Below are 25462 nucleotides of genomic sequence, written 5' to 3' on the forward strand. Positions count from 1 at the left end.
GACGGCTACCGGCCGACGACGGCCACCGGATCCTCAGTGAACCCGAGCAGCTGGACTTCGCCCTTGCCCTGGGCGGGGACGTGCAGCACGACCATCTGCACGGTCTTCACCGTGGCGGCCCTGGTGATCTTCTTCATGCCGCCGCCGAGCGCACGGTAGGCGGGCGGCGGGTTGATCACACCGGCCCCCTTACGCACGGTGAACCGGTCGTACCGGTCGATCGCCGCGATCACGATGGCGCCGCCGTCGGCGGTGCGGAAGACGCGCATGCCGTCCTTCTCGGGGACGTGCCGCTGCTGGAACACGGCCACTGCCTTGACGCTCTTGGCCTGCGCCGCCGCCTTCGTCCGGACGGCGGTCACCACGGAGCTGGTGGCGATCGGGGTCTTCTGCGCCTTGCCGGTCTCGAGCAGCTTCGCCAGATCGGCGACCACCGCGGTCGGGGTGCCGGCCAGCCCGGCGACGTCGGGGGCCAGCACCGATGCGCCCCGGGTGTTCGGCGCGGTCTTCGGCAGCCCGATCCCGGGGAGCAGGTCGACCCGGGACGAGACCTGGAACGGCGAGCGGACGTCGGGACTGTCCAGGACGGCGATCTGCTGGACCGTCGCGCCAGCGGGCTTCCACACCGCGACGACGGTGCGCGGGAAGGCCCGACCAGCCGTCACCACGATGCGGGACGGGTCGATCGTCGGTTGCAAGGCTCCGCCCGAGCTCGCCGTGCCGGGCTGGAGCACCTTCTCGACGACGTAGCGCGGCGGCGCGGTCTTCAGCGCGAGGCCGGTGAACGCCGTCCGCGCCGCGTCCTCCGTGCGCAGCGCGTCGGCGCGCTGCGCCTGGCCGAGCGCGCGCTCGGCGACCGCGGTGGCTTGTTCGGTGGTGATCGCCGGGCGACCGCTGATCACCGCCGTGTTCGCCTGCAGGCCCAGCACCGTCTGCGCGGGGGCGCAGGCACTGAGCAACGCGGCGGCACCGACGAGGCCCGCGAGGGCCGGACCGGTGCGTCGTGCGGAGAGCAGGTTCATCGTCGACTTCCGTTGGCGGGGGTGGCGCGTCGGCGGCCGACGTGCTGGTTGGTGCTGGAGCGGCCGCGTCGGCCGGCTGAGGGGGGCGACTGCGGCCTCGTGGCCACGGCCACCGGGATGCGTCGAGGTCGGGTCGGCGCCCGGAGCCGGCGCCCGAGCAGCAGCAGCCCCAGGCCGGCGAGCAGCAGCGCCACCGGGATCCAGAACCACACGGCGCGGGTCCACCCGAGGTGCAGCGTCATAGCGGGCAGGGGCTTACCGTCAGCGCGGGCGATCACCACGGTCTCGGCGCCTGGGCGGGCCCGGTAGGCGATCTCGACGGCACCCGTCCCGGTCGCCTGGGACTGCCACACGTCCACGGTGTCGGGCACCGGGAAGGGGTCGTTGCCGTTCCGGTGGACCGTGCTGAGCTGTCGCGCGCCGTCCAGACCTGAGACGAGCAGCCGGTCCGACGACTCGACCAGGGCGCTCGCGTCGTCCGGGCGAGCTCGGCCGATGAACAGCGGCACCTGCTGGTCGCTCGCAGCGTCCGCCTCGGCGCGCACGGTGATCCTGGGACCCAGGACGCTGGCCAGGGCCGGCTGCACGACCACCGCCGTCCGCCCCGCGGGCACCTTCAGCTCGCTGTGCCAGGTGCCGTTCGACCCGAGCAGGATGACGCCCATCACCGAGAGGATGACCAGCACGAGCCCGACGAGGGTGATGGCCCCCGTGATGGCTCGCTTCATCGACTCGCTGCTCCTCGTGCTCGTTTCAGGGCGGTGTCTACCCGCTGGCGGGCTGCCCGGGCAAGATTCCCAGGGTAACCCGCCCCCGACGGCTGATCCGAATCCTGACGGGAATCCTCACAGGTCCTCCCGAACTGGACGGGTCAGAACCGGGCGGGCTCGCGGTAGTCGCCCCACAGCTCCTTGAGCACGCCGCAGATCTCGCCCAGCGTGGCCTCGGCCCGGACGGCGTCCAGCATGGCGGGCAGCATGTTCTCGGTGCCCTTCGCGGCCTCGACCATGGCGGTCAGCCGTGCGGTGACCAGGGCGTCGTCCCGGTTGGCCTTGCGCTCGGCCAGCACGCGCACCTGCTCCCGCTCGACCTCGTGGCTGACCCGCAGGATCTCCAGCTCGTGGGTGAGCGAGTCGGTGTGCACGTTGACGCCGACCACCTTCTTGTCGCCCTTCTCCAGCGACACCTGGTACTGGAAGGCGGCCTCGGCGATCTCGGCCATGAACCAGCCGTCCTCGATACCGCGCAGGATGCCGCTGGTGATGGTGCCGTCCGACCCCATGTCGCGGACCCGGGCGAAGATCGCCTCGGCCTCCGCCTCGATGCTGTCGGTCAGTGCCTCGACGTACCAGCTGCCGCCGAGCGGGTCGGCCACGTTCGTGACGCCGGTCTCGTCCATCAGCACCTGCTGGGTGCGCAGCGCGATCTCGGCGGACTCGTCGGTCGGCAGCGCGAGCGTCTCGTCGAGCGCGTTGGTGTGCAGCGAGTTGGTGCCGCCGAGCACCGCCGCGAGCGCCTCGACGGCGGTGCGCACGACGTTGTTGTAGGGCTGCTGGGCGGTCAGCGAGACCCCCGCGGTCTGGGTGTGGAACCGCAGCCACTGCGCGCGGTCGGTCTTCGCGCCGTAGGTGTCGCGCAGCCAGCGCGCCCAGATCCGGCGGGCGGCGCGGAACTTGGCGATCTCCTCGAAGAAGTCCACGTGCGCGTCGAAGAAGAAGCTCAGGCCGGGGGCGAAGCTGTCCACGTCCAGGCCGCGGGAGAGCCCGAGCTCGACGTAGGCGAAGCCGTCGGCGAGCGTGTACGCGAGCTCCTGCGCGGCCGTGGAGCCGGCCTCGCGGATGTGGTACCCGCTGACGCTGAGTGGCTTGTACGCCGGGATGTTGGCGTCGCAGTACTCCATCAGGTCGCCGATCAGGCGCAGGTGCGGCTGCGGCTCGAAGAGCCACTCCTTCTGCGCGATGTACTCCTTGAAGATGTCGGTCTGCAGCGTGCCGTCCAGGACACCGAGGTCGACGCCCTGCCGCTCGGCGGCGACCAGGTACATGCAGAACACCGGGACGGCGGGACCGCTGATGGTCATGGACGTCGTCACGTCGCCGAGCGGGATGCCCGCGAACAGTCGCTCCATGTCGACGGCGCTGTCGATGGCCACGCCGCAGTGGCCGACCTCGCCCAGGCTCATCGGGTCGTCGGAGTCGCGTCCCATCAGGGTGGGCATGTCGAACGCCACGGACAGCCCGCCGCCGCCGCGGCCGAGGATCATCCGGTAGCGCTCGTTGGTCTGCTCGGCGTTGCCGAAGCCGGCGAACTGGCGGATCGTCCAGGTGCGGCCGCGGTACCCGGTCGGGTAGAGGCCGCGGGTGAACGGGAACTCCCCCGGCCAGCCGATCCGCTCCATCCGCGGGTCGACGGCGCCGTCCGGCGGGCCGTAGACCGGCGCCACCTCGCTACCGGACAGGGTGCTGAAGTCGGCGTCGCGCACCTTCCCGCTCGCGGTGGCCGCGTCGTACCGCTGCTGCCAGCGGCGTCGTCCGGCCTCGATCGGGTCGCTGTCCTGGTGGGCGCTCATGGGACCAATTTACTTGGACGTCCTACTAAAAGCCACCGGCGGCGTGGGCGAACGTGCATGATCACGGCGGGAGGGGGTTAGTCGGTGAAGTCGGACGCGGCGACACGGACCTTGCGCAGCAGGGTGAACAGCTGCCCGCGCTCGGCGCCGTCCAGTGCCTCCAGGCCGAAGTCGAGCCCGACCAGGTCGCCGGTCGCGAGCTGGACGACGCGCCGACCCTCGGCAGTGATCCCGGCCAGGGTGCCTCGGCCGTCCCGCGGGTTCGGCGTCCGCTCGACCAGCCCTGCCTGCTCGAGCCGCTGCACGATGTTCGTCACCGACGTCGGGTGCACCATCAGTCGCTCGCCGATCTTGGACAGTGGCAGCTGACCGGTGCGGCTGAACGTCAGCAGCACCAGCGCCTCGTAGCGCGCGAAGGTCAGGCCGTGCGCGCGCAGGGCCTCGTCGTAGCGGGCGATCAGCAGCTGCTGGACCCGCATGATGGACGTCGCCGCCGCCATCGAGTCGTCCGCGCCCCACCGCTCGCGCCACAGCTGCTGGGCGCGGGCGACGGGGTCGAAGCGCAGACGCAGCGGCTTGGGCACGAACGGAACCGTATCGCCCGACCGGCAGCGGTAGCCTTCGACACCGTGAACAAGGGGACGCTGCGCCGCTACAAGCTCACCGGCAGCAGCACCCGTCTGCTGCGCGGGCCGGACCAGGACGAGATCCTCGGTCGACTGCTGTCCCTGCCGCGCGGCGACGGCTACCTCGTCCTGGAGAACCTGGACCACCCGCAGCACTACATCCAGGTGCTGCACGAGTCCAGCGGCCTGTTTCGGTTGGAGGTCCGGGACGGCGGTCCGGAGCGCCACGTCATGGCGCGAACCCTGTCGGCGGAACGCGTCGCAGACGGCTTCGTCGCCTGGATGTCCGAGCTGGCCCAGGCAACAGGTTCGAGCACCGAGGGCAGTCCGCGGTGGCGCGAGGACTTCACCTGGCAGGACATCAGCGCCGAGTTCACCGCCGAGCCGACCGACGGTACTGAGCCCGAGGCCTGAGCGGGGCTGGCGGCCGACGTCAGGCCAGGGCCGCGCCGTCGTCGAGCACCGGCAGCGGCCGGACCCAGTGCGGCACACCGGCGTCCAGGTGCAGCTCACCGTCGCAGGCCGCGGCCGCCTCCGGGTCGTGGGTGGCCATGACGACGGTCGCACCGGCGATCGCGGCGTCGCGCAGCAGCTGCACGATGCGGGCCCGGTTGACCGCGTCCAGCTCGCTGGTCGGCTCGTCGGCCAGCAGCACCCGCGGCCCGCTGAGCGCCCCCAGCTGGGCCAGCCCGCGAGCCACCGCGACCCGCTGCTGCTGCCCGCCGGACAGCTCCTCGATCAGCTGGTGCCCTGAGTGGCCGAGCCCCACCGACTCCAAGGCGGCGGCCGCCGCGACCCGGGCCTGCTCGGACGTGACGCCGGCGGCCAGCAACGGCACCACGACGTTCTCGCTGGCCGTCAGCACCGTGGCCAGCGCGTTCCCCTGCGGTACCACGACGATCCCGAGCCGCACGGCGCCGTCCCGCTCCTGCACCGGCTCACCGCCGAACGTGACGGTGCCGGAGTCGGCGGCCCGCAGGCCAGCCAGCGCCCAGAGCAACGTGGTCTTGCCCGCCCCCGACGGTCCGGTCACGGCCAGCAGCTGCCCCGACCGCACGGCCAGCCCGGCGCCGTCCAGCACCGTCCGCCCGTCGAAGCCGACCGCGAGATCCTCGGCGACCAACGGACCGCCGACCCCCGGCTCCATCGCCTGTTCGGTGCTCACGACTCCCCCTCCGCGCCGTCGTCCAGGATCAACCGCACCGATCCGTCCTCCTCCAGGTGCACCCGCAGCAGCGAGCCGGGCGGCACGGCCTCCAGGATGTCGGGTGGCAGGGCGATCGAGCCGTCTCGGCCCACGACGGCGAAGTCCTCGCCGCGCCTGCCCTCGGCCCCGACCCGGCCGTCCCGGATGGTGACCGTCCGGCGCAGCCGCTGCGCCACCTCGGGGTCGTGCGTCACGGCGACCACCGTGGTGCCGATGATCCGGTTGACGTCCTCGACGGCCGCCAGCACCTCGTCGCGTCCCTCGTGGTCGAGCTGGCTGGTGGGCTCGTCGAGCAGCAGCAGGCCGGGACGCGCCGCCAGCCCGACGGCGACCGCGAGCCGCTGCCGCTGGCCCGGTGAGAGCTGGTCCAGCGAGGTGCGGGCGTGGTCGGCCAGTCCGACGAGGTCGAGCACCTCGTGCGGGTCGGGGAGGTCCTGCCGCTTCGCCGCGCGGGCCCCGCGCTGGGCGAACCGGATGTTGTCGACCGGCGAGGCGTAGGGCAGCAGGTTGCGCATCGCGCCCTGGACGACGATGCCGACGTCCAGGGCCCGCATCCGGGCCAGCCCCTTCTCGTCGAGGCGGGTGAGGTCGTGGTCCCCGACCCGCAGTCGGCCCGCGCTCGGTTGCAGCAGGCCGGCCAGCAGGTTCAGCAGGGTGGACTTGCCCGAGCCGGACGGTCCGAGCAGACCGACGACCTCGCCCGAGGCGATGTCCAGGTCCACCCCGGACAGGGCGACGACGTCGTTGCCCTCCAGCCGGTAGATGTGCACGAGCCCGTGCGCCGACACGTCTAGTCCGGTCATCGACCCGCTCCTGTCGTGGAAGTCATCGTCCGCCCTCCCGGATCCGTTCCGCCGTCCCGCTGCGCAGCTGCCGGACCGCGAGCAGCACGGCCAGCACGGTCAGCCACACGAGCACCACCACCAGCGACCAGACCAGGGCGGCCGGGTCCGGCGAGGTGTCCGGGGTGAGCACCGTCGAGCCCTCGTCGGCCATGGGCAGCACCGGCAGGACGACGTAGGCGGCCACGAGAGCCGCAACGGCGGCGGCGAGCAGAGCGACCAGCACGCCGGCCAGGTTCTCCAGCAGCAGCGCCCGGCGCAGCCGCCCGCGTTGCACGCCCATGGCCCGCAGCGAGGCGAGCTCGGCCGCTCGTTGCCGGGAGCCGACGAAGGCGGCGACGAGCTGGGCGCCGGTAGCGACCAGCAGAGCCACCGCACCGCAGGCCAGGAACAGCAGCAGCGCCAGGACCGCGCCTTCCTTCTGCAGCACGGCTTCGGCGTCCGCGGCCGAGGTCCGGCCGGTGACCACGACGCCGTCGGTCGCGAGCGCCTGGCGGAGCTGCTTCTCGGCCGCGGGATCGTCCCGGGACAGCCAGACCTGCAGGCCGGTCGGCTGCGGGGAGGCGACGCTGCGCAGCATCACGTCGAGGTCGACCATCGCGACGGTTCCCGTGGCCCCTGGGACGAAGGCGGTGCGCCGGGCCCCGCTCACCTTGGTGGCGACGCCGTCGGTGCCCGTGATCGCGACCGAGCCGTCACCGACCGGGAACTCCTCGTCGACCAGCGCCGGGGCCGGGTAGGGCGCGTCGCCGCGCATCACCCGGGCCGGGAACCCCACCGGCGTCCGAGCCTGGATCCGTAGGGCGGGCCCAGGGGTCACCTCGGCCGTCGCACCCCCGAGGTCCTCCACCGGTGCTCGCCAGGCGCGACGGTTGGCGAAACCGACGTCGAGCGGGGTGAGGGACGAGGCGTCCGGGCCGGCCGAGAGTCGGCTCACGGTCAGGTCGGCGCTGCCGGTCTCGATGTCCAGGCCGGGGTGGCTGACCGTGATCGCGGCGAGGCGGCAGCCCACCGTGCAGGCCGCCGGCACGGTCCCGGTCAGCGTGTGCCGGCCGGGCGACAGGTCGCCGAGCCGCACCTCCGTCCAGCCCTTGGCGGTCTCCACGGTCGCCGACAGCTGCAGCGGCGACGGGCTGTCCACCGAGCGGACGTCGACGTCCGCCCGGATGGGGCCCGGGTGGACCGTCAGGGAGGGTGGCAGGCGCGGGTCGATGATGGCGCCGACGTCGTCCGGTCCCCGGCCCGCGAAGCCCGCGACCGCGTCGGCTCGGCTGCCGTCCACGGCGACCGCCCGGGTGGTCTTCTCGTCCGGGGGAAGCTGCATGGCGGCCATCGCGTAGGTGCCACCGGGATCCGCCTTCGCCACGGCTGGTTGCAGTCCCCGCGCAGTCGCGGTCTGCACGTCCAGGACGACGGCCGCACCGGTCTCGACCAGGGCCCGGGCCGACCGCTCGCGGGCGGCGACGGTCCAGGCCTGGACGCCCACCAGCAGCAGGCAGATCGCCGCCGCCAGGACGCCTGTGGTGCGCGCCGTCCCGGCCCGGCGTGCGACACCGGCCCACCCGTACAACGCGGACGGCCGACCGCGGTCCAGCGCGCGGGCCGTCCGGCGGCGGCTGACGAACCGCAGCAGCCTGGCCGCGACCAGCGCACTGGCCAACGCGATCACGCCGGGGGCGGCCGAGGCGACGGGCCCCGGCGTGGAGCCCGGGGACACGGACAGCTGCACGATGCCGGCGACGACGAGGGCCAGCACGGCGCCCTCCACGGCGCCGGCTCCCCGGCTGCGGCCGGCTCCGGGGACCCGGCGCAGCAGGTCGGCGACGTGACCGCGAGCGACGCCGCGGGCCGCGACGGCCGCGGCCGCGATGCCACCCAGCACGCCGATCAGCACGGACGCCACCACCCAGCCGGTGAGCGCGAGCGTCGTGCCCGGCTCCAGCAGGTGCACCACGACCTCGTGCACGAGCCACCAACCCAGCGCGGTCCCGATCGGGGCCGCGACCAGCAGGAGCACGACGACCTCGGCCAGCCCGAAGCGGATCGTGCGCCCCGGCGTCAGCCCGCGGAGCTTGGCGAGCCCGAGCTCGGGCGCACGCTCCTGCGTCGCCGAGCTGACGACATGGGCCAGGATCACCCAGGCCAGCAGCACCAGCTGGAACGCGGCCAGGGGGGCCGCGACGCGCACGACGTCGCTGCGCCGCTGCGAGTCCTCGATCAGCGACGGCAGCTGGCTCGTCACCGTGACGAGCCGCTGCCCGAGCGCGTCGCGCGCCGCGATCACCTGGTCCGAGACGTGCTGCGCCGACGCCAGGTCGATCTCGCCTGGCGCCACCGGCACGTCCACCGAGTAGGACACGACGTTCAGCTTCTTCGCCGCCCCGGGGGCCAGGAAGGCGTAGTCCGTGACCGCGGGATCCTCGCCCAGACCGTGCGGCCGCTCGATCGGGTAGTAGGGGAAGATGCTCAGCCCGACCCAGTAGTCGTCGGCCACGTCGAACGGCGCCATGGTGCCGACCAGCTTCAGGTGCGCCGTCTCCTGCGATCCATCGGCGTTCTGGACGTCGGTGAGCCCGGTGTCGAAGGTGTCGCCGATCTTCAGCCCGAGCAGCTCGGCGCTGCGGCTGGTCATCGCGACCTCGTCCAGCGCGGTCGGGCAGCGTCCGCTGGCGATGGGCAGGTGGTCGCACAGGCCGGTGCGGTCCATCAGCGGTACGACGACCGATCCGCCGGCCTGGGTGCCCTTGGTGGGCCGGGTCAGCGAGGGCGTCACCTGGGACGTGACGGGCGTGCCGAACACCGGTGGCGGCAGCATCGCCTGCAGCTGGCTCACCGTGTCGTCCATCGACTGGGCCCGCCGGTTGTCGTCCGGATCGAGCACGCTCGGTCCCGACACGCGCGGCCCGGCCGCCTGCGCCGACACGTCCGCGTGCACGCTGCGCGCGTAGACGTCGGCGTGGGTCAGCGCGCCACGGGCGATCGACTCCTCGGCGGCCCGGGCGTACAGCGGGGCCACCACCGCGGCAGTCGCCGCCACCACGGCCAGGGCGAGCACGATCGCCGCCGTGGCCCGCCGGTAGCCGATCCCCCGGACGGCCAACCGCAAACCGGTCAGGCGACCCTGCGGGCGGCCCTTCGTACTCATCGCCCCTCCCGCAGCAGGTCGGTGGTGGCCTGGCTGGCCAGCCGGGCGCCGAGCAGGAAGCAGACGGCGACGAGGACGGCGGCGCTGACCAGCGCCGTGGCCAGGACGGCCGACCAGCCGGTCGACAGGTCGGGTTCCGGCAGGCCGGCCTGCCCCGGGAGGCGGGAAAGCGTCAGTGCGGCCCCGATGGCCCCCAGCGCGACGCCGGCCACGACGCCGATCAGGGCGACCAGCAGCTGCTCGCCGACGGCGGCCCGGCGGGTCGGCCCGGACCGGACACCGACCACGCGCAGGGCGGCCAGGTCGTAGGCCCGCACCCGCCCGGACGTCGCCACCGCGACCGCGAGCACCGCAGCGGCGAGCAGCAGGGCCACCACGCCGACCATCTCGGTCAGGTGCAGGGCCAGCCCGGTCCCCTGCCGGGCCAGGCCCCGCTCGAGGTCGGCGAGCGTGGTGACGCCCACGACCTGCACGCCGTGGTCGCCGAGGCTGCGGACCAGCGCCGCCTGCCGGTCGTCGTCCTGCTCGGCGAGCCAGACCTGGCTGCGCACCGTGTCGGTGAGCTCGCCGGACCGCTCGACCACGTAGGCCGAGTCCAGCAGGAGCGCGGGCGAGGCGATGCCGGGCAGCCGCTCGAGGCGGGTGACCGCGTTGTAGCTCTGGTCGCCGCCGGTGACTGCCGGCCCGCTGACCAGCTGGTCGGAGGGCACCAGGGTGTCGAGGAAGTTCGCCGAGCCGTACGGCGATGAGGAGATCCCCGTGGTCGCCGCCACGGGAAGGGTCACCGGGCGGTCCAGCCGGTACAGGTAGAGCGAGCTGCCGAGGCTGTGCTGCTCGACGTGCAGTCCCTGACCGGCCGGCTTGAGCGAGGCGTCGTCGAAGCTGACGACGTCCCAGCCCGAGTCGGCGGCCCGCAGGTCGACGGCCCGGCCGTTGGCGGTCAGGCCCTTGATGGTCAGCGAGAGGTTGGCCGTGCCGACGTCGGAGTCGTCGCGCTCGGCCGCGAGGGACCTGATCCGGCAGCCCTTGGTGCACGGCACGGCGGCGGTGAGGCGCTGCTCGCCGCTGTCGAGCTGCCCCAGCTCGACGTGCTGCACGACTCCGGACTCGGGCACCAGGTCGGCGGTCAGGGTCATCGGCCGGGTCAGCCCGACCGGCGGGGTGCTGAAGCCGCCGGCCTCCTGGGCGCTGGCCTCGAATCCCTCCGCGGTGAAGTCGACGTCCGCGGTGAGCCGGTCACCGGTGAACGTCACCGGCGCCGCGGCCTGCGGCGTCAGTGCCTTGAGGTCGGGGGCGCCGTGGCCGGCCTGCCCCGAGTCGTCCCAGAAGGCCACCCGCTTCAGCCGGGCCAGGTCGGCCACCAGGGTCGTGGTCCCGGTCTCGGACCCGCTCGGCGCCACGAGCACACCGGTGGCGTAGGCGCCGGACGGGTCGGCCGCGGCCACGGCGTCGGCGAGGGCCTGCGGCGGGACCTCCTTGGTGTCGAGCACGACCTGCGCGCCGAGCGTGCGCCGGGCCGCATCGGCGCGCTGGTCCGCGCCGACCGCGGTCGCGGCACCGGCGAAGACGAGCAGCGCCACCGCGACCGTCTCGATGGCGACGAGCCGGCGCAACGCCGGTCGACGCGACACGGCCAGGCAGGCCAGCGCCACCGTGAGCCGCCCGGCTCGCAGGGACGAACGTCCGAGCCAGGCGGTGACCGGCACCATCGCCTGGGACAGCAGCAGACCGCCGGCCAGCGCGAGCAGCCCGGGCGCGATGAGAGCCGTCGGCGACTGCGCGTCGTCACCGAGCAACGTGACCAGGCCGGCGACGCACAGGGCGATCACCACGCCGTCGGCGATACCGGCCCGCAGGGCCGAGCTGCGCGGCGGCACGGAGCGCAGCAGGGTGACCAGCGGTTCGCGCACGGTCGGCACCGCGGTCAGCACCACGGCCAGCACCGCGACCACGATCGAGGCGAGCACGGCGACCGCCTCCGGCCAGCCCGGGACGACGCGCACCCCCGGGGCCAGCCAGTGGCCGGTCGCCACCTGGGCGAGCTGCCAGCCGGCGACGCCGCCGAGGACGCAGCCGACCGCGACGACCACCCCCAGGTCGCGCACCAGCAGGCCGGCCGCCCGGCTGGGCAGCTGGCCGCGGAGCCGGGCCAGGGCGACCTCGGGTCGGCGCTGCTCGGTGGTAGCCGCCGCCACGTAGGCCAGGACCACGAGGGCCAGCAGCACCGCCTGCAGCGCCAGCAGCGGCAGGGGCGCGCGGGCGTCGGCCCGGGCCTGGTCGGCGGCCGTCAACAGCTGCGGCAGCTGGGTCTGGGTGCTGGCCGACGCCGCACTGGCCTTCGCCTGCAGCGCAGCCAGGTCGCGCTTGACGCGGCTCTCGTCGTCCAGCCCGATCCCGGCCACGTCCAGCGGGACGTCGACGGTGGTCTCCAAGGAGCGCCACACCCCGGACCGCAGCGTCGGCCAGCTGACGAAGACCGCGTCGCCGACCGCCACGTCGGTCGCCGGGCTGGTCGCGGTCAGCGGCCGCCCGAAGAAGAAGGACGCCGGGTCCTGCGCCTGCGCGTAGATGCCGACCACGCGGGGCCGCAGCACCACCGCGGAGGCCTTGTCCTGCCCGGCCGAGGAGTCCGCCAGCGGGAGGACGCTGCCCACCTTGAGTCCCAACCGGGACGCCAGGGCGCGGGACACCACCGCCTGGCCGTCCTCCTGGCTGCACGTGCCATCGGCCATCAGCAGGTGGGCGCAGACGTCCGCACGGTTCATCACCGGCACCAGGACGGGGGTCTCCCCGATGACCATCCCGGGCGCGGTGGCCCCGGTGATCGGCGCCCGCCAGGAGTCGGCCGACACCTGCGGCTCCAGCGCGGTGAGCAGCTCGTCCGGTGCCGGGGGCTTGTCGGACATCGCGGTGACGGCCACCCCGCGATCGCTCGGCGCGGCGGACAGCAGCGTGGTCCGCTGGACGGACTCCTCGACCGCGCGCGCGTAGGCCACCCCCAGCACCGCCGTCATCGCCAGGACGCCGGACAGCGCGCCGACCAGCACGGCTTGACCGGGCTGGGAGCGCAGTCGAGCCACGACCAGTCCCGTCACGTCAGACAGCCTTCCCGACGGATGCGACAGATCCCAGCGACGCGCGCCCTTCGTGACGGCATCGTGACCGCATCGTGAGGCTATGCACCCCGACCCTCACGACCGGACCCAACGCTCCTCCAGGACCCCGGTCGCCGGGTGCGCCTTCGTCACCTCGGTCGGCGCGAAGCCGAGCCGCCGGTAGAACGCCGCGGCGCGCTCGTTCCCGCGCAGCACCCACAGGCTCACCGGGGTCGTCCCGTCGATACCGACCGCCCCGAACGTGGCCTCCAGCAGCCGCGTCGCCAGCCCGCTGCCGTGGTGCTCGGCCAGCACGTTGAGCACCCACAGCTCGTGCGCGGGGTCCGCCGGGTCGTCCCGGGTCGGACCGGCGGTGCAGAAGCCCACCACCGCGCCGTCCGCGGTCCCGACGTACGTCGCCCGGCCCGGCCGTGTCGTGGCCAGGGACGCATGCCAGCGCTCGATCGAACCCGGGACCGACAGGCCGGCGAGGTACTCGGCGGGCATCAGCCCGGCGTACGCCTGCTGCCAGATCAGGATGTGGATCGCGCCGAGCACCTCGGCGTCCGCCGGCTCGGCCGGCCGGACGTCGTACCGGGTCACGGCTGCTGGTCAGCCTCGATGGCCGCTTCGAGCCGCTCCAGCTTCGCGGTCATCTCGCCGGTCCGGCCGGGGCGGATGTCCGCCTTCAGGACCAGCGAGACGCGCTCGCCGTGCTGGCCGACGGCCTCGCAGGCCCGCTTCACGACGTCCAGGCACTCGTCCCACTCCCCCTCGATGGTGGTGAACATCGAGTCGGTGCGGTGCGGCAGACCGGAGTCACGGACGACGCGGACGGCGGCGGCGACCGCCGCGGAGACCGAGTCGCCGGTGCCGGACGGGGCGACGGAGAAGGCAACGAGCATGGCGGCAACCCTACGCGTCGTCCCAGCGGAAGAACCGGGTGGCCAGCGCGGTCAGGGCAGTCGCGAACGCGAGCAGGATCAGGCAGGGCGTGATGATCTGCGTCCAGCCCAGCCCGCGGGCCAGCACGTCCAGCATCGCGTCGTTCATGTGCCGCAACGGGAAGGCCTGGCTGACCGCCTGCAGCCAACCCGGTGCCGCGGAGATGTCGAAGAACGTGCCGGACAGGAACGCCATCGGCAGCACGATGAAGTTGGCCATGGCACTGGCCGCCTCGTCGGTCTTCGCGATCGAGCCGACCAGCAGGCCGATGGACAGGAACGCCAGCGTGCCGCAGACCAGGATCGGCACTGCCAGCCACCAGCTGTCCGCGAGCTTCAGCCCGAACGGCGGGGTCAGCGCGACCCCGACGTAGACGATTGCCTGCACGAACGCGACGACCAGGCTGACGCCGACCCGGGCGGCCACCACCGTCCACACCGGGGCGGGCGAGAGCCGGACCCGACGCAGCAGCTGCTTCTTGCGCCAGCTGACGATCGTCAGGGCGGCGCCGAACGTCGCGGACGTCGCGATGCCCCAGCAGAGGATGCCGCCGGTCGTGAACTGGATGGGTCGCAGCGACTCGTCCTCGACCCGTTGGGCATCCATCGTGAGCCTCGGCGCCTGACCGGTCGCGGCCAGGTTCGACCGGTCCACGACGGCGTTCAGGATGCCCTGCACCGTCGCGGCCTTGACCTGGTCGCTCGCCGCGTACCGCACCACGAGCGTGTCGCCCTGCTGCGTGACCACCGCCGGTAGGTCGCCCTTGCGAACCGCCTCGATCCCCGCCTCCAGGGTCGGGAAGGTCTGCAGCTCCAGCACGCTCTGCGGCAGCTGCTGCACCAGGGGACCGTTGCCGACCACCCCGATCGTGGCGCGGCTGCTGCCGGTGTCGTTGAAGATCAGGCCGAAGACGACGAGGAACATCAGCGGGAAGAAGAACGTGAAGAACAGCGCCATCCGGTCCCGGAAGAAGCTGAGCAGCATCGCCCGGCCGAGGGTGCGCAGCGACACCCAGGACGACGTCGTGTGCGTCGGCCGCGGGGCGCCGGCCGGGTCGCCGTGCTGGCGCTCGGCGGTGGTCGTCGAGGATGAGCTCATGCCCGGTACTCCCGTCCGGTCAGGTGCAGGAAGACGTCCTCCAGGGTGGCGGTACGCACGCTCACCCCGTCGAGCCGGTCGCGCTCGGCGAGCGCCTGCAGCAGGGTCGCCGGGTGCTTGGTCGTCATCACCAGCTCGAGGTCGCCGGCCTGCACCCGTTCTGCCCCAGGCAGATCCTGGGCCTCGGCCTCGCTCAGCACGCCGTTCGGCAGGGCTACCCGGGTGTCCGCCTCGAGCCCGCGGACCAGCGCGGCTGGCGTGTCCATCGCAAGGATGCGCCCGTCGTCCATGATCGCCACCCGGTCGCAGAGGATCTCGGCCTCGTCCAGGTAGTGGGTCGTGTAGACCACCGTGGTGCCGCGCGACTGGATCTCGCGCAGGACGTCCCACAGGTTGCGGCGGGCCTGCGGGTCCAGCGCGGCGGTGGGCTCGTCGAAGAACACCAGCTCGGGGTCGTGGATCAGCGCGCAGGCGATGGACAACCGCTGGCGCTGCCCGCCGGACAGCTTGTCCTCGCGGGTGGCCGCCTTGTCGGTGAGCCCGACGAGCTCGAGCATCTCGTCCACCCGGGCGCCGCCGACGCCGTAGAGCGAGCCGAACGTCTGCAGCTGCTCGCGTGCCGAGAGCTTCTCGAAGAACGCGGAGGCCTGGAGCTGGACTCCCATGCGCGGCAACAGCTTCGGGTTGCGCGGCCAGGGCGACTCACCCAGCAGGCGGATCGTGCCGGCGTCCGGCTCGCGCAGCCCCTCGACCATCTCGAGCGTCGTCGTCTTGCCGGCGCCGTTCGGCCCGAGGATGCCGAAGAACTCACCGCGGCCGACCGTGAACGACACACCGTCGACGGCGGTCAGCTCGCCGTACCGCTTCACCAGCCCGTCGACCACGATCGCTGTGCTCGCCTCGCCCGGCTGCCCCGTCCGCCCCTGTCCCACCCCGAGAACCGTCATGCACGCGACGCTACCCGAGCCCCGCCGTTGATCACGTTAAGTGGGTCTGCACCCGCTTCTCGAGGCGAACGACCCTCGACAAGCAGGTCTACGCCTACTGAACGTGATCAACATCGGAGGTGACGGCGGCGACGAGCGAATCGGCTGCGGCGTAGGGGTCCTGGTGCCCGTCGACGACCTGCGCGGCGAGCTCGTCCAGCCCGCGGCCGTGGCGCAGGTCGCCCATCCGCTCCCGCAGCTGCACCAGCGCGATCGACTCGATCTCGTCCGCCGCCCGACGCAGCCGGCGCTCCCTCAGGTGGCCGGTCTCGCCCAGCCACGCCTGGTGCTTGTCGAGCGAAGCCATCAGCTCGTCCATGCCCTCCTCGCGCGAGGCCACCGTCTTGACCACGGGCGGACGCCAGTCCCCGGGCGAGCGCGACTCACCGAGCGAGATCATGTGGCGGATGTCGCGCACCGTTGCGTCCGCGCCGTCCCGGTCCGCCTTGTTCACCACGAACACGTCGCCGACCTCGAGGATGCCGGCCTTGGCCGCCTGGATGCCGTCCCCCATGCCGGGGGCCAGCAGCACCAGCGTGGTGTCCGCCATGGCGGCGATCTCGACCTCGCTCTGCCCGACCCCGACGGTCTCGACCAGGACGACGTCGCAGCCCGCCGCATCGAGCACCCGCAGCGCCTGCGGGGTCGCCCAGGACAGCCCACCGAGGTGGCCACGGCTCGCCATCGAACGGATGTAGACCCCCGGGTCGAGCGCGTGGTCCTGCATCCGCACCCGGTCGCCGAGCAACGCCCCGCCGGAGAACGGCGACGAGGGGTCCACGGCGAGCACGCCGATCCGCAGGTCCCTGGCGCGCAACGCCTTCACCAGCGCGGACGTCGACGTCGACTTCCCCACGCCCGGTGACCCGGTGATGCCGATGACGTGCGCGTTCCCGGTGTGCGGCGCGAGCGCCGCCATCACCTCGCGCAGCGCCGGGTGGGCGTCCTCGACCAGCGAGATCAGCCGCGCGACGGCACGCGGACGCCCCGCCCGGGCCTGCTCGACCAGGGCGGGGACGTCGACGGCGCGCGCCACGTGGGTGGTCTTCGACCCGGTCAGGACTTCGGCACGCGCACGATGAGCGCGTCGCCCTGGCCGCCGCCGCCGCACAGGGCCGCCGCACCGACGCCACCACCGCGACGCCCGAGCTCCAGCGCCAGGTGCAGGGCGATGCGCGCGCCGGACATGCCGATCGGGTGGCCGAGCGCGATGGCGCCACCGTTGACGTTCACGATGTCGGCGTCGATCCCGAGCTCACGGGTCGAGGCCAGCCCGACCGCCGCGAAGGCCTCGTTGATCTCGACCAGGTCGAGGTCGGACGGCGCGATGCCCTCCTTCTCGCAGGCCCGCGCGATCGCTCGGGCCGGCTGGCTCTGCAGGGTCGAGTCCGGGCCGGCCACCACGCCGTGCGCGCCGATCTCGGCGATCCAGCTCAGCCCCAGCTCCTCGGCCTTGGCGCGGCTCATCACGACCACCGCGGCCGCGCCGTCCGAGATCTGCGACGCGGACCCGGCCGTGATCGTGCCGTCCTTGCTGAACGCAGGGCGCAGCCGGGACAGCGACTCGGTGGTCGTGTCGGCGCGGATGCCCTCGTCGCTGTTGAAGACGACCGGGTCGCCCTTGCGCTGCGGGATCTCGACCGGCACCACCTCGTCGTCGAACAGGCCGTTCTTCCAGGCCTGCGCGGCGAGCTGGTGGCTGCGTGCGCTGAACGCGTCCTGCTCCTCGCGGGTGAACGCGTTGTCGGCCGTGTTCGCGGACTCGGTGAGGTTGCCCATCGCCTGGTCGGTGAATGCGTCCCACAGACCGTCGTAGGCCATGTGGTCGCGCATCGTCACGTCGCCGTACTTGAAACCGGTGCGCGACTTCTCCAGCAGGTGCGGCGCCTGGCTCATCGACTCCTGCCCACCGGCGACCACGACCTCGAACTCGCCGGCCCGGATCAGCTGGTCGGCCAGCGCGATGGCGTCGACGCCGGACAGGCACACCTTGTTGATCGTCAGGGCCGGCACGTTCATCGAGATGCCGGCCTTCTGCGCGGCCTGCCGGGCCGGGATCTGACCCGCGCCCGCGGTGAGCACCTGGCCCATGATCACGTACTCGACCTGGTCGGCGGCGACACCCGACTTGTCCAGCGCACCCTTGATGGCGAACCCGCCGAGCTCGGCCCCGCTGAAGCCGGACAGCGAACCCAGCAGGCGGCCCATCGGGGTGCGAGCCCCACCGACGATGACGGACGTGCGCGGGGACGCGGGCTGTGCGGACACGAGGAACCTCCGGGTAGGTGCGGCGCCGACGGCGCTGTCAGGCCGTCGTCCAGCCTAACCGGGGCAGCGGCCGCCGACACCGTGGCGCTCGCCACACCTGGGCGTCCCCCGCTGCGCCGGAGGTCATCGTCCGCCTAGCCTGCGGGCATGAGCGCCGCGAGCCTGCCCAGCCAGCTGTTCACCGCGATCGACCACGTCGGGGTGGCCGTCCCGGACCTCGACGAGGCGATCGCGCTCTACCGCGACTCCTTCGGGATGACCTTGCAGCACGAGGAGGTCAACGAGGAGCAGGGCGTGCGCGAGGCGATGATGGCGGTCGGCGACTCCGGCGCGTGCGTGCAGCTGCTGGCGCCGCTGTCCCCCGAGTCGACGATCGCGAAGTTCCTCGACCGCGCCGGCCCCGGTCTGCAGCAGGTCGCGTACCGGGTGGTGGACGTCGAGGCGGTGAGCGCGGTGCTGCGCGAGCGCGGCCTGCGGCTGCTCTACGACGCCGCCAAGCGCGGCACCGCCGGCAGCAAGGTCAACTTCGTGCACCCCAAGGACGCCGGGGGCGTGCTGGTCGAGCTGGTGCAGCCCGCCGCCCACTAGCCCGGCTCGCTGCGGGGTGGCGTCCCTCACATCGGGAGTCCAGACCTGCCGCTCGAGGTGACTCGTCAGTAACGTCGGCGCCAGCCCCGCCACTCCCAGGAGGACGACGTGCAGCAGATCCTTGACGCCATCACCGCCGGTGACACGACCGCCGAGGAGTTCGCCGCCCTGCCGGTACCGGACCACTACCGCGCGGTCACCGTCCACAAGGACGAGGCCACGATGTTCGAGGGCCTGGCCAGCCGCGACAAGGACCCGCGCAAGAGCCTGCACGTCGAGGACGTGCCGCTGCCCGAGGTCGGCCCGGGCGAGGCCCTGGTCGCGGTGATGGCCAGCGCCATCAACTACAACACCGTGTGGACGTCGATCTTCGAGCCGGTGTCGACGTTCGGCTTCCTGGAGCGCTACGGCCGGACGTCGCCGCTGGCCGCCAAGCACGACCAGCCGTACCACGTGGTCGGCTCGGACCTGGCCGGCGTCGTCCTGCGCACCGGCGCGGGCGTGCACACGTGGAAGCCGGGCACCGAGGTCGTCGCGCACTGCCTGTCCGTCGAGCTCGAGGCACCGGACGGCCACAACGACACGATGCTCGACCCGGAGCAGCGGATCTGGGGCTTCGAGACGAACTTCGGCGGCCTCGCGCACCTGGCCCTGGTGAAGGCCAACCAGCTGATGCCCAAGCCCGCGCACCTGACGTGGGAGGAGGCCGCCAGCCCGGGGCTGGTGAACTCCACCGCCTACCGGCAGCTGATCTCCAAGAACGGCGCCGGCCTCAAGCTCGGCGACACGGTGCTGATCTGGGGGGCCTCCGGTGGCCTCGGCTCCTACGCCACCCAGATGGCGCTCGCCGCCGGCGCCACCCCGGTCTGCGTGGTGTCCAGCCCGGAGAAGGCCGAGATCTGCCATGCCATGGGCGCCGAGCTGGTCATCGACCGCCGGGCCGAGGACTACACGTTCTGGAAGGACGAGACCACCCAGGACCCCAAGGAGTGGCGTCGCTTCGGGGCGCGCATCCGCGAGCTCACGGGTGGCCGGGACGTCGACATCGTCTTCGAGCACCCGGGCCGGGAGACGTTCGGCGCCAGCGTGTTCGCCGCCCGCAAGGGCGGCACGATCGTGACCTGCGCGTCGACGTCCGGCTACATGCACGAGTACGACAACCGGTACCTGTGGATGAACCTCAAGCGCATCGTGGGCTCCCACTTCGCGAACTACCGCGAGGCGTGGGAGGCCAACGACCTGATCAACCGCGGCCTGATCCAACCGACCCTGTCCAAGGTCTACGGGTTGGACGACGTCGGCCAGGCCGCCAACGACGTGCACCTGAACCTGCACCAGGGCAAGGTCGGCGTGCTGTGCCTGGCCCCCGAGGAGGGCATGGGCGTTCGCGACGCGGCGCGGCGCGAGGCGCTGCTGCCGTTGATCAACCGGTTCCGGGACGTCTGACCCCCTAGGCTCCTTCGACGGGAGGAGCCCAATGATCCGCAGGAAGAACGCCCAAGGGGACGACCAGCCCGCGGCCGCCGTGAGCGATCGCGAGGTCACGGCCCGCGCGGACGCCGCCGAGTCGGCGTCCGCGGCCGTGCAGACCGCGAGCGACGCGGTCGGTGAGGCCGCCGTCGTGGCCGCCGGCGGGAAGGGCGCGGACGACGACAGCTCGTTCGGCCTGCCCGGCGCCCCGCTCAACCGGCACTCGCCGTTCTACCTGGGCTTCTTCGGGGCGATCGGCGCGCTGATCGGCTGGGGGCTCCTCAGCCTGGTGTCGCAGCTGTCGTCGGTGCTCACGCTACTGGCGATCTCCCTCTTCCTCGCCCTCGGGCTCGACCCGGTGGTGCAGGCCGTCCAGGCCAAGGGGATCAAGCGCGGACCGTCCGTGGCACTGGTGTTCGTCACGGTGATCCTGCTGTTCGTCGGGATCATCGCGCTGCTCGTTCCGCCCGTGGTCAAGGAGGCCGTCGAGCTCGCGAACAACGCGCCCGACCTGGTCGCCAAGCTGCAGCGCAACGACCAGCTGAACAAGCTCGACGACCAGTACCACTTCCTCGACCAGATCCAGAAGCAGCTGCACGAGAAGGACTTCTGGACCTCGCTGTTCGGCGGCGTGCTCGGTGCCGGCAAGGCCGTGGTGTCCGGCCTGTTCAGCGCGTTCACCGTGCTCGTGCTGACCCTCTACCTGACGGCGTCGCTGCCGGCCGCGAAGGCCTCGGTCTACCGGATGGTGCCGCGCACCCGCCGCCAGCGGGTCACCTTCCTGTCGGAGGAGATCAGCAAGCGCGTCGGCGGCTACTTCCTCGGCCAGGTCGGCGTCGCCACCCTGAACGCGGTGTGCAGCTACATCATGATGAAGATCGTCGGCGTCCCGTACAGCGCGGTGCTCGCGGTGACCGTCGGGCTGTTCGGGCTGATCCCCATGGTCGGCGCGACGATCGGCGCGGTCATCGTGGTGATCGTCGCCTTCTTCGACTCGACCCGGTCCGCGGTCATCGTCGCGATCTACTACGTCGTCTACCAGCAGGTCGAGAACTACGTCATCGCGCCGCGGATCATGAGCCGCACGGTGGCCGTGCCTGGCGCGATCACGGTCGTTGCGGCCCTGGCCGGCGGGACCCTGCTCGGGGTGCTCGGGGCCCTGATGGCGATCCCGGTGGCCGCCGGGCTGCTGCTGATCTACCGCGAGGTGCTGCTCCCCCGCCAGCAAGCCCACTAGCTCCCCCACAACCCCGCTGATCATGCACGTTCGCCCGCCGCGGCCCGGGGATCCGCCGGCAGGTCAGTCGGCGTGCAGGGCCTCGCCGAGCGGGCCGTCCCACGTGGTCGGCAGCGGGGCGCGGTCGGGCGCGACCCGCGCGACGATCTCGTCCAGCACCCGACGGACGGCCGGCTCCCCCACCCACAGGTGCTTCGCGCCGTCCACCCCGACGACCTCGGCCTGCGGGATGGCCGCGAACCGCTCGCGGGCCTCATCCGGGCGCAGGTAGTCGTCGAGCTCGGGGACCAGCGCGAGCACCCGTTTGCCGGACGCCGCCCACTGGGCCAGGTCGTCCGGCGCGGAGTACCGAAGGGGCGGGCTGAGCAGGATCGCACCGACGATCGACGGGTCGCAGCCGTGCATGAGCGCGAGGTCCGTGCCAAAGCTCCAGCCGACGAGCCACGGCTGCGGCAGCTCACGGAACTCGGCGAACTCGATGGCTGCCGCGACGTCGTACCGCTCGGCGTCTCCGCTGTCGAAGGCGCCCTGGCTGGTGCCGCGCGGGCTGCTGACGCCGCGCAGGTTGAAGCGCAGCACGGCGATGTCGGCCAGCGCCGGCAGCCGGTACGAGGCCTTGCGGTAGACGTGCGAGTCCATGAACCCGCCGTGGGTCGGCAGCGGGTGCAGCGTGACGAGGGTGGCGACGGGGTCGCGCTCGGGCGGCAGGGCCAGCTCACCGACCAGGGTCAGGCCGTCGGCGGTGTGCAGGACGACGTCCTCGCGACGGGCCGGCAGCACCGTCCCGGAGCGAATCATGTTCTGCCGGAAGGTGTGCGGATCTGGCTGCTCGCTCATCGCGGCCCAGCGTATCGGGGACGGCGTAAGGTCCGAGCATGCGCATCCTGCACGTGGCACTCCCGGCGGACTGGGCCCGCGGACACGACGACGGCAGCTACGACGTCTCGACCCGGGGCGTCTCGCTGGTCGACGAGGGCTTCATCCACGCCTCGACCCTGGCCCAGGTCGGCCCGGTGCTCGACCGCTACTTCGCGGACGTCGCCGAGGTCGACCTGCTCGTCATCGACCTGGACAAGCTCGACCACGAGGGGGCTCAGGTGATCTGGGAGCACGTCGCGGGCTCCGACGCGCCCTTCCCGCACGTCTACGGGGTCATCCCGGCGCAGACCGTCGTGGACGTCGTCCGCCTGGAGCACGCCCCCGGCGGCCCGTGGGAGGTCCCGCAGATCGCTGACGTCGCCACCGGCCCCGCCTGACGTTGATCACGTTCAGTGGGTGAGCACCCGCTTCTCGAGGCGAACGTCCCTCGAGAAGTGGACGTAAACCTGCAGTAGCTGGCGTCGCTGCTGCCGTCAGCGGCCGGGACGGCGGTGGCTGCGCCGCGACCAGCACGGCGTGTGCCAGTGCCGTCGGTCGCCGAGGGAGTCCGCGTCGCTGCGCGCGCCGTCCGCGGGCCAGGCGACGACGTGCGGCTGGCCGGCGGGCACCTCCTGGGAGCAGCCGGGGCACCGGTAGGCCTTCGTGGACGACGGCCCCGCCACCGAGCGGACGAACCACTCGCCGTCCGGGTGCGACTCGCGCCGCGCCGCGCCGCCCAGCGCCCGCGCGACGTCCAGGTCGGACTCGTCGCGGCGACGGCGGTTGGCGCGGGGCACGCCGTGATTCTCTCAGGCGTCGGCGGGGCGAACGTGCATGATCACCGCGGGGTCAGGCGTACGTGCGGAAGCCGCGGCCCACCTTGCGGCCGAGGTAGCCCGCGGTGACGAGCTGCTCGAGCAGCGGCGCCGGCGAGAACCCGCGCTCGCGGAACTCGAGGTACAGCTCGCGCTGGATGGTGTGCGAGACGTCCAGCCCGACGACGTCCAGCAGCTCGAACGGACCCATCGGGTACCCGCAGCCGGTCTTCATGGCGGTGTCGATGTCGTCCGCGGACGCGTAGTGCGCCTCGAGCATCTTGACCGCGTCGTTCAGGTACGGGAAGAGCAACGCGTTGACGATGAACCCGGCGCGGTCACCGCAGCTCACGGGGTGCTTGCCGATCTGCCGGCACAGCTCCGTCACGGTGGCGACCACGTCGTCCGCGGTGGACACCGTGTGCACGACCTCGACCAGCTTCATGACCGGCGCGGGGTTGAAGAAGTGCATGCCGACGACGTCGCCCGGACGGGACGTCGCGGCCGCGCACTCCACCACGGGCAGCGACGAGGTGGTGGTGGCCAGGATCGCGCCGGGCTTGCAGATCTCGTCGAGGTTCTCGAACAGCGCCTGCTTGACGCCGAGGTCCTCCACGACCGCCTCGACGACGAGGTCGACCGCCGCCAGGTCCTCCAGCCGCGAGGTGCCGCGCACCCGGGCGAGCGCGGCGTCCCGCTCGGCCTCGTCGAGCTTGCCGCGCTGGACTGCCTTCTCCAGGCTCTTGGTCAGCGCGGTGCGCACCGCGTCGACCTTGGCGGCGCTGCGCGCGACGTAGACGACGTCCAGGCCGCCCTTGGCGAGCACCTCGACGATGCCGGTCGCCATGGTGCCCGAGCCCACGACCCCGACCAAGGCGATCGAGCGCACGGCGACGTGCTCGCCCGGCTCGTCCGCGGGGGTCAGGGTGTCCGCGACGACGGCGCTCGAGCCGGCCTCGGCGTACTTGTAGAAGCCCTGACCGCTCTTGCGGCCCTTCAGGCCCGCGGTGACCATCTGCTTCAGGATCGGGCTCGGGGCGTGCAGCCGGTCGCGGCCCTGCTTGTACATCGTGTCGAGGATCTCGTAGGCGGTGTCCAGGCCGATCAGGTCCATCAGGGCCAGCGGGCCCATCGGCAGGCCGCAGCCGAGCTGCATGGCGGCGTCGATGTCCTCGCGGGTGGCGTAGCGCGACTCGAACATCGACACGGCGTGGTTCAGGTAGCCGAACAGCAGCGCGTTCGCGATGAAGCCGGCCTTGTCACCGACCACGACGGGCATCTTGCCGAGCCGCGCGGCGAGCGCCTTCACGTCGTCCACGACGTCGTCCTCGGTGACCACGGTGCGGATCACCTCGACGAACTTCAGCACCGGGGCCGGGTTGAAGAAGTGCAGGCCCACGACGCGGCGGGGGTTGTGCGTGGCCACGGAGATCTCGGTGACCGACAGGCTCGAGGTGTTCGTGGCCAGGATGGCGTCGGCCCGCACGATCGAGTCGAGCTTGCCGAAGATCTCGCGCTTGAGGTTGAGCTGCTCGGGGACGGCCTCGACGACCAGGTCGCAGTCGGCGAGGTCCTCCAGGCTGGAGGCGAACCGGACGCGGCCGATGAGCTCGGCCTGCTCGGCCTCGCTGAGCTTGCCGCGGGCGACCGCGCGTCCGGTGGAGTGCTCCAGGTGGCCCTTGCCCCGCTCCAGCCCGGCCGGGTCGGCCTCCACGGCGACGACGTCCAGCCCGTTGCGGGCGAACACCTCCACGATCCCGGCGCCCATCGTGCCCAGGCCCACCACACCGATCGTGCTCAGCTCACGCGCCATCGCGTCCGTTCCTCCGTCTGCTCGGGCGGCTCCACCGTCGAAACCGCCGACAGGCATCCTCCCAGAGCCGGGGCACCGATCCCCAGTCCCGTGACGAACGCCACGCTGGACGACGCCTCCGCGGGACGCCGGGGGCGCCGGGTACGCTGCGCCGGTGCGTCTGGTCATTGCCCGCTGCTCCGTCGACTACGACGGGCGGCTCACCGCCCACCTCCCCCTCGCCACCCGGCTGCTGCTGGTCAAGGCGGACGGCAGCGTGCTCGTGCACTCCGACGGCGGCTCGTACAAGCCGCTGAACTGGATGAGCCCGCCGTGCACGCTCGAGGTGGGCGAGCCCGCCGAGGCGGACGTCGTCGCCGGGGTCACGCAGCTCTGGACCGTCCGGCACGCCAAGACCGAGGACCGCCTGGTGGTCCGGATCCACGAGGTGCTGCACGACTCCGCGCACGAGCTCGGCGTGGACCCGGGACTGGTCAAGGACGGCGTCGAGGCGCACCTGCAGCAGCTGCTGGCCGAGCAGATCACCACGCTCGGCGACGGGTACAGCCTGGTGCGCCGCGAGTACATGACGGCCATCGGCCCCGTCGACATCCTCTGCCGGGACGGCGCGGGCGCCAGCATCGCGGTGGAGATCAAGCGACGCGGCGAGATCGACGGCGTCGAGCAGCTCACCCGCTACCTCGAGCTGATGAACCGGGACCCGCACCTGGCCCCGGTCACCGGGATCTTCGCGGCGCAGGAGATCAAGCCGCAGGCCCGCACGCTGGCCCAGGACCGCGGCATCCGCTGCGTGACGCTCGACTACGCCGCGCTGCGCGGGCACGACGACGTGGAGTCCCGGCTCTTCTGAGAGCCGTTGCCGCGCAGTCGATCGCGAC

At 72.7% G+C, this 25462-nt stretch carries 23 protein-coding genes; 6 read left to right on the top strand and 17 right to left on the bottom strand.

Translation table 11 applies throughout. The annotated features are described in order from the left end of the window. Positions 1 to 5 precede the first annotated feature (5 nt). From ABEB17_RS01255 to ABEB17_RS01270, 4 genes are all read right to left on the bottom strand, one after another. Positions 6 to 1022 (bottom strand): DUF8094 domain-containing protein, encoded by a 1017-nt coding sequence (locus tag ABEB17_RS01255; RefSeq protein WP_345714733.1) that lies wholly within the window; start codon positions 1020 to 1022, stop codon positions 6 to 8. Continuing rightward, entirely contained in the window at positions 1019 to 1750 is a 732-nt protein-coding gene (locus ABEB17_RS01260) for a hypothetical protein (protein WP_345714734.1), read from the bottom strand. The genes ABEB17_RS01255 and ABEB17_RS01260 overlap by 4 nt, the downstream gene beginning before the upstream one ends. Positions 1751 to 1893: 143 nt before the next feature. Continuing rightward, entirely contained in the window at positions 1894 to 3591 is a 1698-nt protein-coding gene (gene icmA, locus ABEB17_RS01265) for a coenzyme B12-dependent isobutyryl-CoA mutase large subunit (RefSeq protein ID WP_345714735.1), read from the bottom strand. Positions 3592 to 3668: 77 nt separating this feature from the next. Then, on the bottom strand, positions 3669 to 4175 hold the full coding sequence (locus tag ABEB17_RS01270) for a MarR family winged helix-turn-helix transcriptional regulator (protein WP_345714736.1): 507 nt from the start codon (positions 4173 to 4175) through the stop codon (positions 3669 to 3671). Between the two features lie 45 nt (positions 4176 to 4220). On the opposite strand from ABEB17_RS01270, the gene ABEB17_RS01275 reads away from it, so the two are divergent. Then, positions 4221 to 4631, top strand: coding sequence for a hypothetical protein (locus ABEB17_RS01275; protein ID WP_345714737.1), 411 nt, complete (start codon positions 4221 to 4223; stop codon positions 4629 to 4631). Between the two features lie 19 nt (positions 4632 to 4650). Here the strand turns inward: ABEB17_RS01275 and ABEB17_RS01280 are convergent, their stop codons facing one another. From ABEB17_RS01280 to ABEB17_RS01325, 10 genes are all read right to left on the bottom strand, one after another. Further along, positions 4651 to 5382 carry an ABC transporter ATP-binding protein gene (locus ABEB17_RS01280; protein WP_345714738.1) on the bottom strand — a complete coding sequence of 244 codons (732 nt, stop codon included), beginning with the start codon at positions 5380 to 5382 and terminating at the stop codon, positions 4651 to 4653. Continuing rightward, positions 5379 to 6227 (bottom strand): ABC transporter ATP-binding protein, encoded by an 849-nt coding sequence (locus ABEB17_RS01285; protein ID WP_345714739.1) that lies wholly within the window; start codon positions 6225 to 6227, stop codon positions 5379 to 5381. The genes ABEB17_RS01280 and ABEB17_RS01285 overlap by 4 nt, the downstream gene beginning before the upstream one ends. Before the next feature lie 22 nt (positions 6228 to 6249). After that, a complete protein-coding gene (locus ABEB17_RS01290; protein ID WP_345714740.1) occupies positions 6250 to 9411 on the bottom strand; it encodes an FtsX-like permease family protein in 3162 nt (1053 codons plus the stop codon). Next, positions 9408 to 12506, bottom strand: a complete 3099-nt coding sequence (locus ABEB17_RS01295) for an FtsX-like permease family protein (protein WP_345714741.1) — start codon at positions 12504 to 12506, stop codon at positions 9408 to 9410. Before ABEB17_RS01295 ends, ABEB17_RS01290 begins: the two co-directional genes overlap by 4 nt. A gap of 96 nt (positions 12507 to 12602) precedes the next feature. Then, positions 12603 to 13109: a GNAT family N-acetyltransferase gene (locus ABEB17_RS01300; RefSeq protein ID WP_345714742.1), complete on the bottom strand. Its 507-nt coding sequence runs from the start codon at positions 13107 to 13109 to the stop codon at positions 12603 to 12605. Continuing rightward, on the bottom strand, positions 13106 to 13411 hold the full coding sequence (locus tag ABEB17_RS01305; RefSeq protein ID WP_345714743.1) for an MTH1187 family thiamine-binding protein: 306 nt from the start codon (positions 13409 to 13411) through the stop codon (positions 13106 to 13108). Before ABEB17_RS01305 ends, ABEB17_RS01300 begins: the two co-directional genes overlap by 4 nt. A 10-nt stretch (positions 13412 to 13421) precedes the next feature. Continuing rightward, positions 13422 to 14549: an ABC transporter permease gene (locus ABEB17_RS01310; protein ID WP_345714744.1), complete on the bottom strand. Its 1128-nt coding sequence runs from the start codon at positions 14547 to 14549 to the stop codon at positions 13422 to 13424. Beyond that, positions 14546 to 15496: an ABC transporter ATP-binding protein gene (locus ABEB17_RS01315; protein WP_345714745.1), complete on the bottom strand. Its 951-nt coding sequence runs from the start codon at positions 15494 to 15496 to the stop codon at positions 14546 to 14548. The genes ABEB17_RS01310 and ABEB17_RS01315 overlap by 4 nt, the downstream gene beginning before the upstream one ends. A 94-nt stretch (positions 15497 to 15590) precedes the next feature. Then, on the bottom strand, positions 15591 to 16571 hold the full coding sequence (gene meaB / locus ABEB17_RS01320) for a methylmalonyl Co-A mutase-associated GTPase MeaB (RefSeq protein WP_345714746.1): 981 nt from the start codon (positions 16569 to 16571) through the stop codon (positions 15591 to 15593). A 20-nt stretch (positions 16572 to 16591) separates the two neighbouring features. Then, positions 16592 to 17803 carry an acetyl-CoA C-acetyltransferase gene (locus tag ABEB17_RS01325; protein WP_378227115.1) on the bottom strand — a complete coding sequence of 404 codons (1212 nt, stop codon included), beginning with the start codon at positions 17801 to 17803 and terminating at the stop codon, positions 16592 to 16594. A gap of 147 nt (positions 17804 to 17950) precedes the next feature. On the opposite strand from ABEB17_RS01325, the gene mce reads away from it, so the two are divergent. The 3 genes from mce to ABEB17_RS01340 all read left to right on the top strand — a co-directional run bounded on the left by mce (position 17951) and on the right by ABEB17_RS01340 (position 21098). After that, entirely contained in the window at positions 17951 to 18391 is a 441-nt protein-coding gene (gene mce / locus ABEB17_RS01330) for a methylmalonyl-CoA epimerase (protein WP_345714747.1), read from the top strand. A gap of 108 nt (positions 18392 to 18499) precedes the next feature. Then, complete coding sequence (gene ccrA, locus ABEB17_RS01335) at positions 18500 to 19837, top strand: crotonyl-CoA carboxylase/reductase (RefSeq protein WP_345714748.1); 1338 nt, start codon at positions 18500 to 18502, stop codon at positions 19835 to 19837. A 31-nt stretch (positions 19838 to 19868) separates the two neighbouring features. Beyond that, positions 19869 to 21098, top strand: a complete 1230-nt coding sequence (locus ABEB17_RS01340) for an AI-2E family transporter (protein WP_345714749.1) — start codon at positions 19869 to 19871, stop codon at positions 21096 to 21098. Between the two features lie 63 nt (positions 21099 to 21161). Here the strand turns inward: ABEB17_RS01340 and ABEB17_RS01345 are convergent, their stop codons facing one another. Further along, the gene (locus ABEB17_RS01345; protein ID WP_345714750.1) at positions 21162 to 21935 is read right to left on the bottom strand and encodes an alpha/beta hydrolase; all 774 of its coding nucleotides are present in this window, start codon (positions 21933 to 21935) and stop codon (positions 21162 to 21164) included. A 38-nt stretch (positions 21936 to 21973) separates the two neighbouring features. On the opposite strand from ABEB17_RS01345, the gene ABEB17_RS01350 reads away from it, so the two are divergent. Then, a complete protein-coding gene (locus ABEB17_RS01350; RefSeq protein ID WP_345714751.1) occupies positions 21974 to 22354 on the top strand; it encodes a DUF952 domain-containing protein in 381 nt (126 codons plus the stop codon). 96 nt (positions 22355 to 22450) lie between these two features. On the opposite strand, the gene ABEB17_RS01355 is transcribed toward ABEB17_RS01350, so the two are convergent. Both ABEB17_RS01355 and ABEB17_RS01360 read right to left on the bottom strand, forming a co-directional pair. Further along, entirely contained in the window at positions 22451 to 22753 is a 303-nt protein-coding gene (locus ABEB17_RS01355; RefSeq protein WP_378227116.1) for a hypothetical protein, read from the bottom strand. 52 nt (positions 22754 to 22805) lie between these two features. Beyond that, the gene (locus ABEB17_RS01360) at positions 22806 to 24584 is read right to left on the bottom strand and encodes a 3-hydroxyacyl-CoA dehydrogenase family protein (RefSeq protein WP_345714752.1); all 1779 of its coding nucleotides are present in this window, start codon (positions 24582 to 24584) and stop codon (positions 22806 to 22808) included. Between the two features lie 154 nt (positions 24585 to 24738). On the opposite strand from ABEB17_RS01360, the gene nucS reads away from it, so the two are divergent. Next, the gene (gene nucS, locus ABEB17_RS01365) at positions 24739 to 25434 is read left to right on the top strand and encodes an endonuclease NucS (protein ID WP_345714753.1); all 696 of its coding nucleotides are present in this window, start codon (positions 24739 to 24741) and stop codon (positions 25432 to 25434) included. Positions 25435 to 25462: the final 28 nt, after the last annotated feature.

It is taken from the genome of Angustibacter luteus, from assembly GCF_039541115.1.
Lineage (GTDB): Bacteria > Actinomycetota > Actinomycetes > Actinomycetales > Angustibacteraceae > Angustibacter > Angustibacter luteus.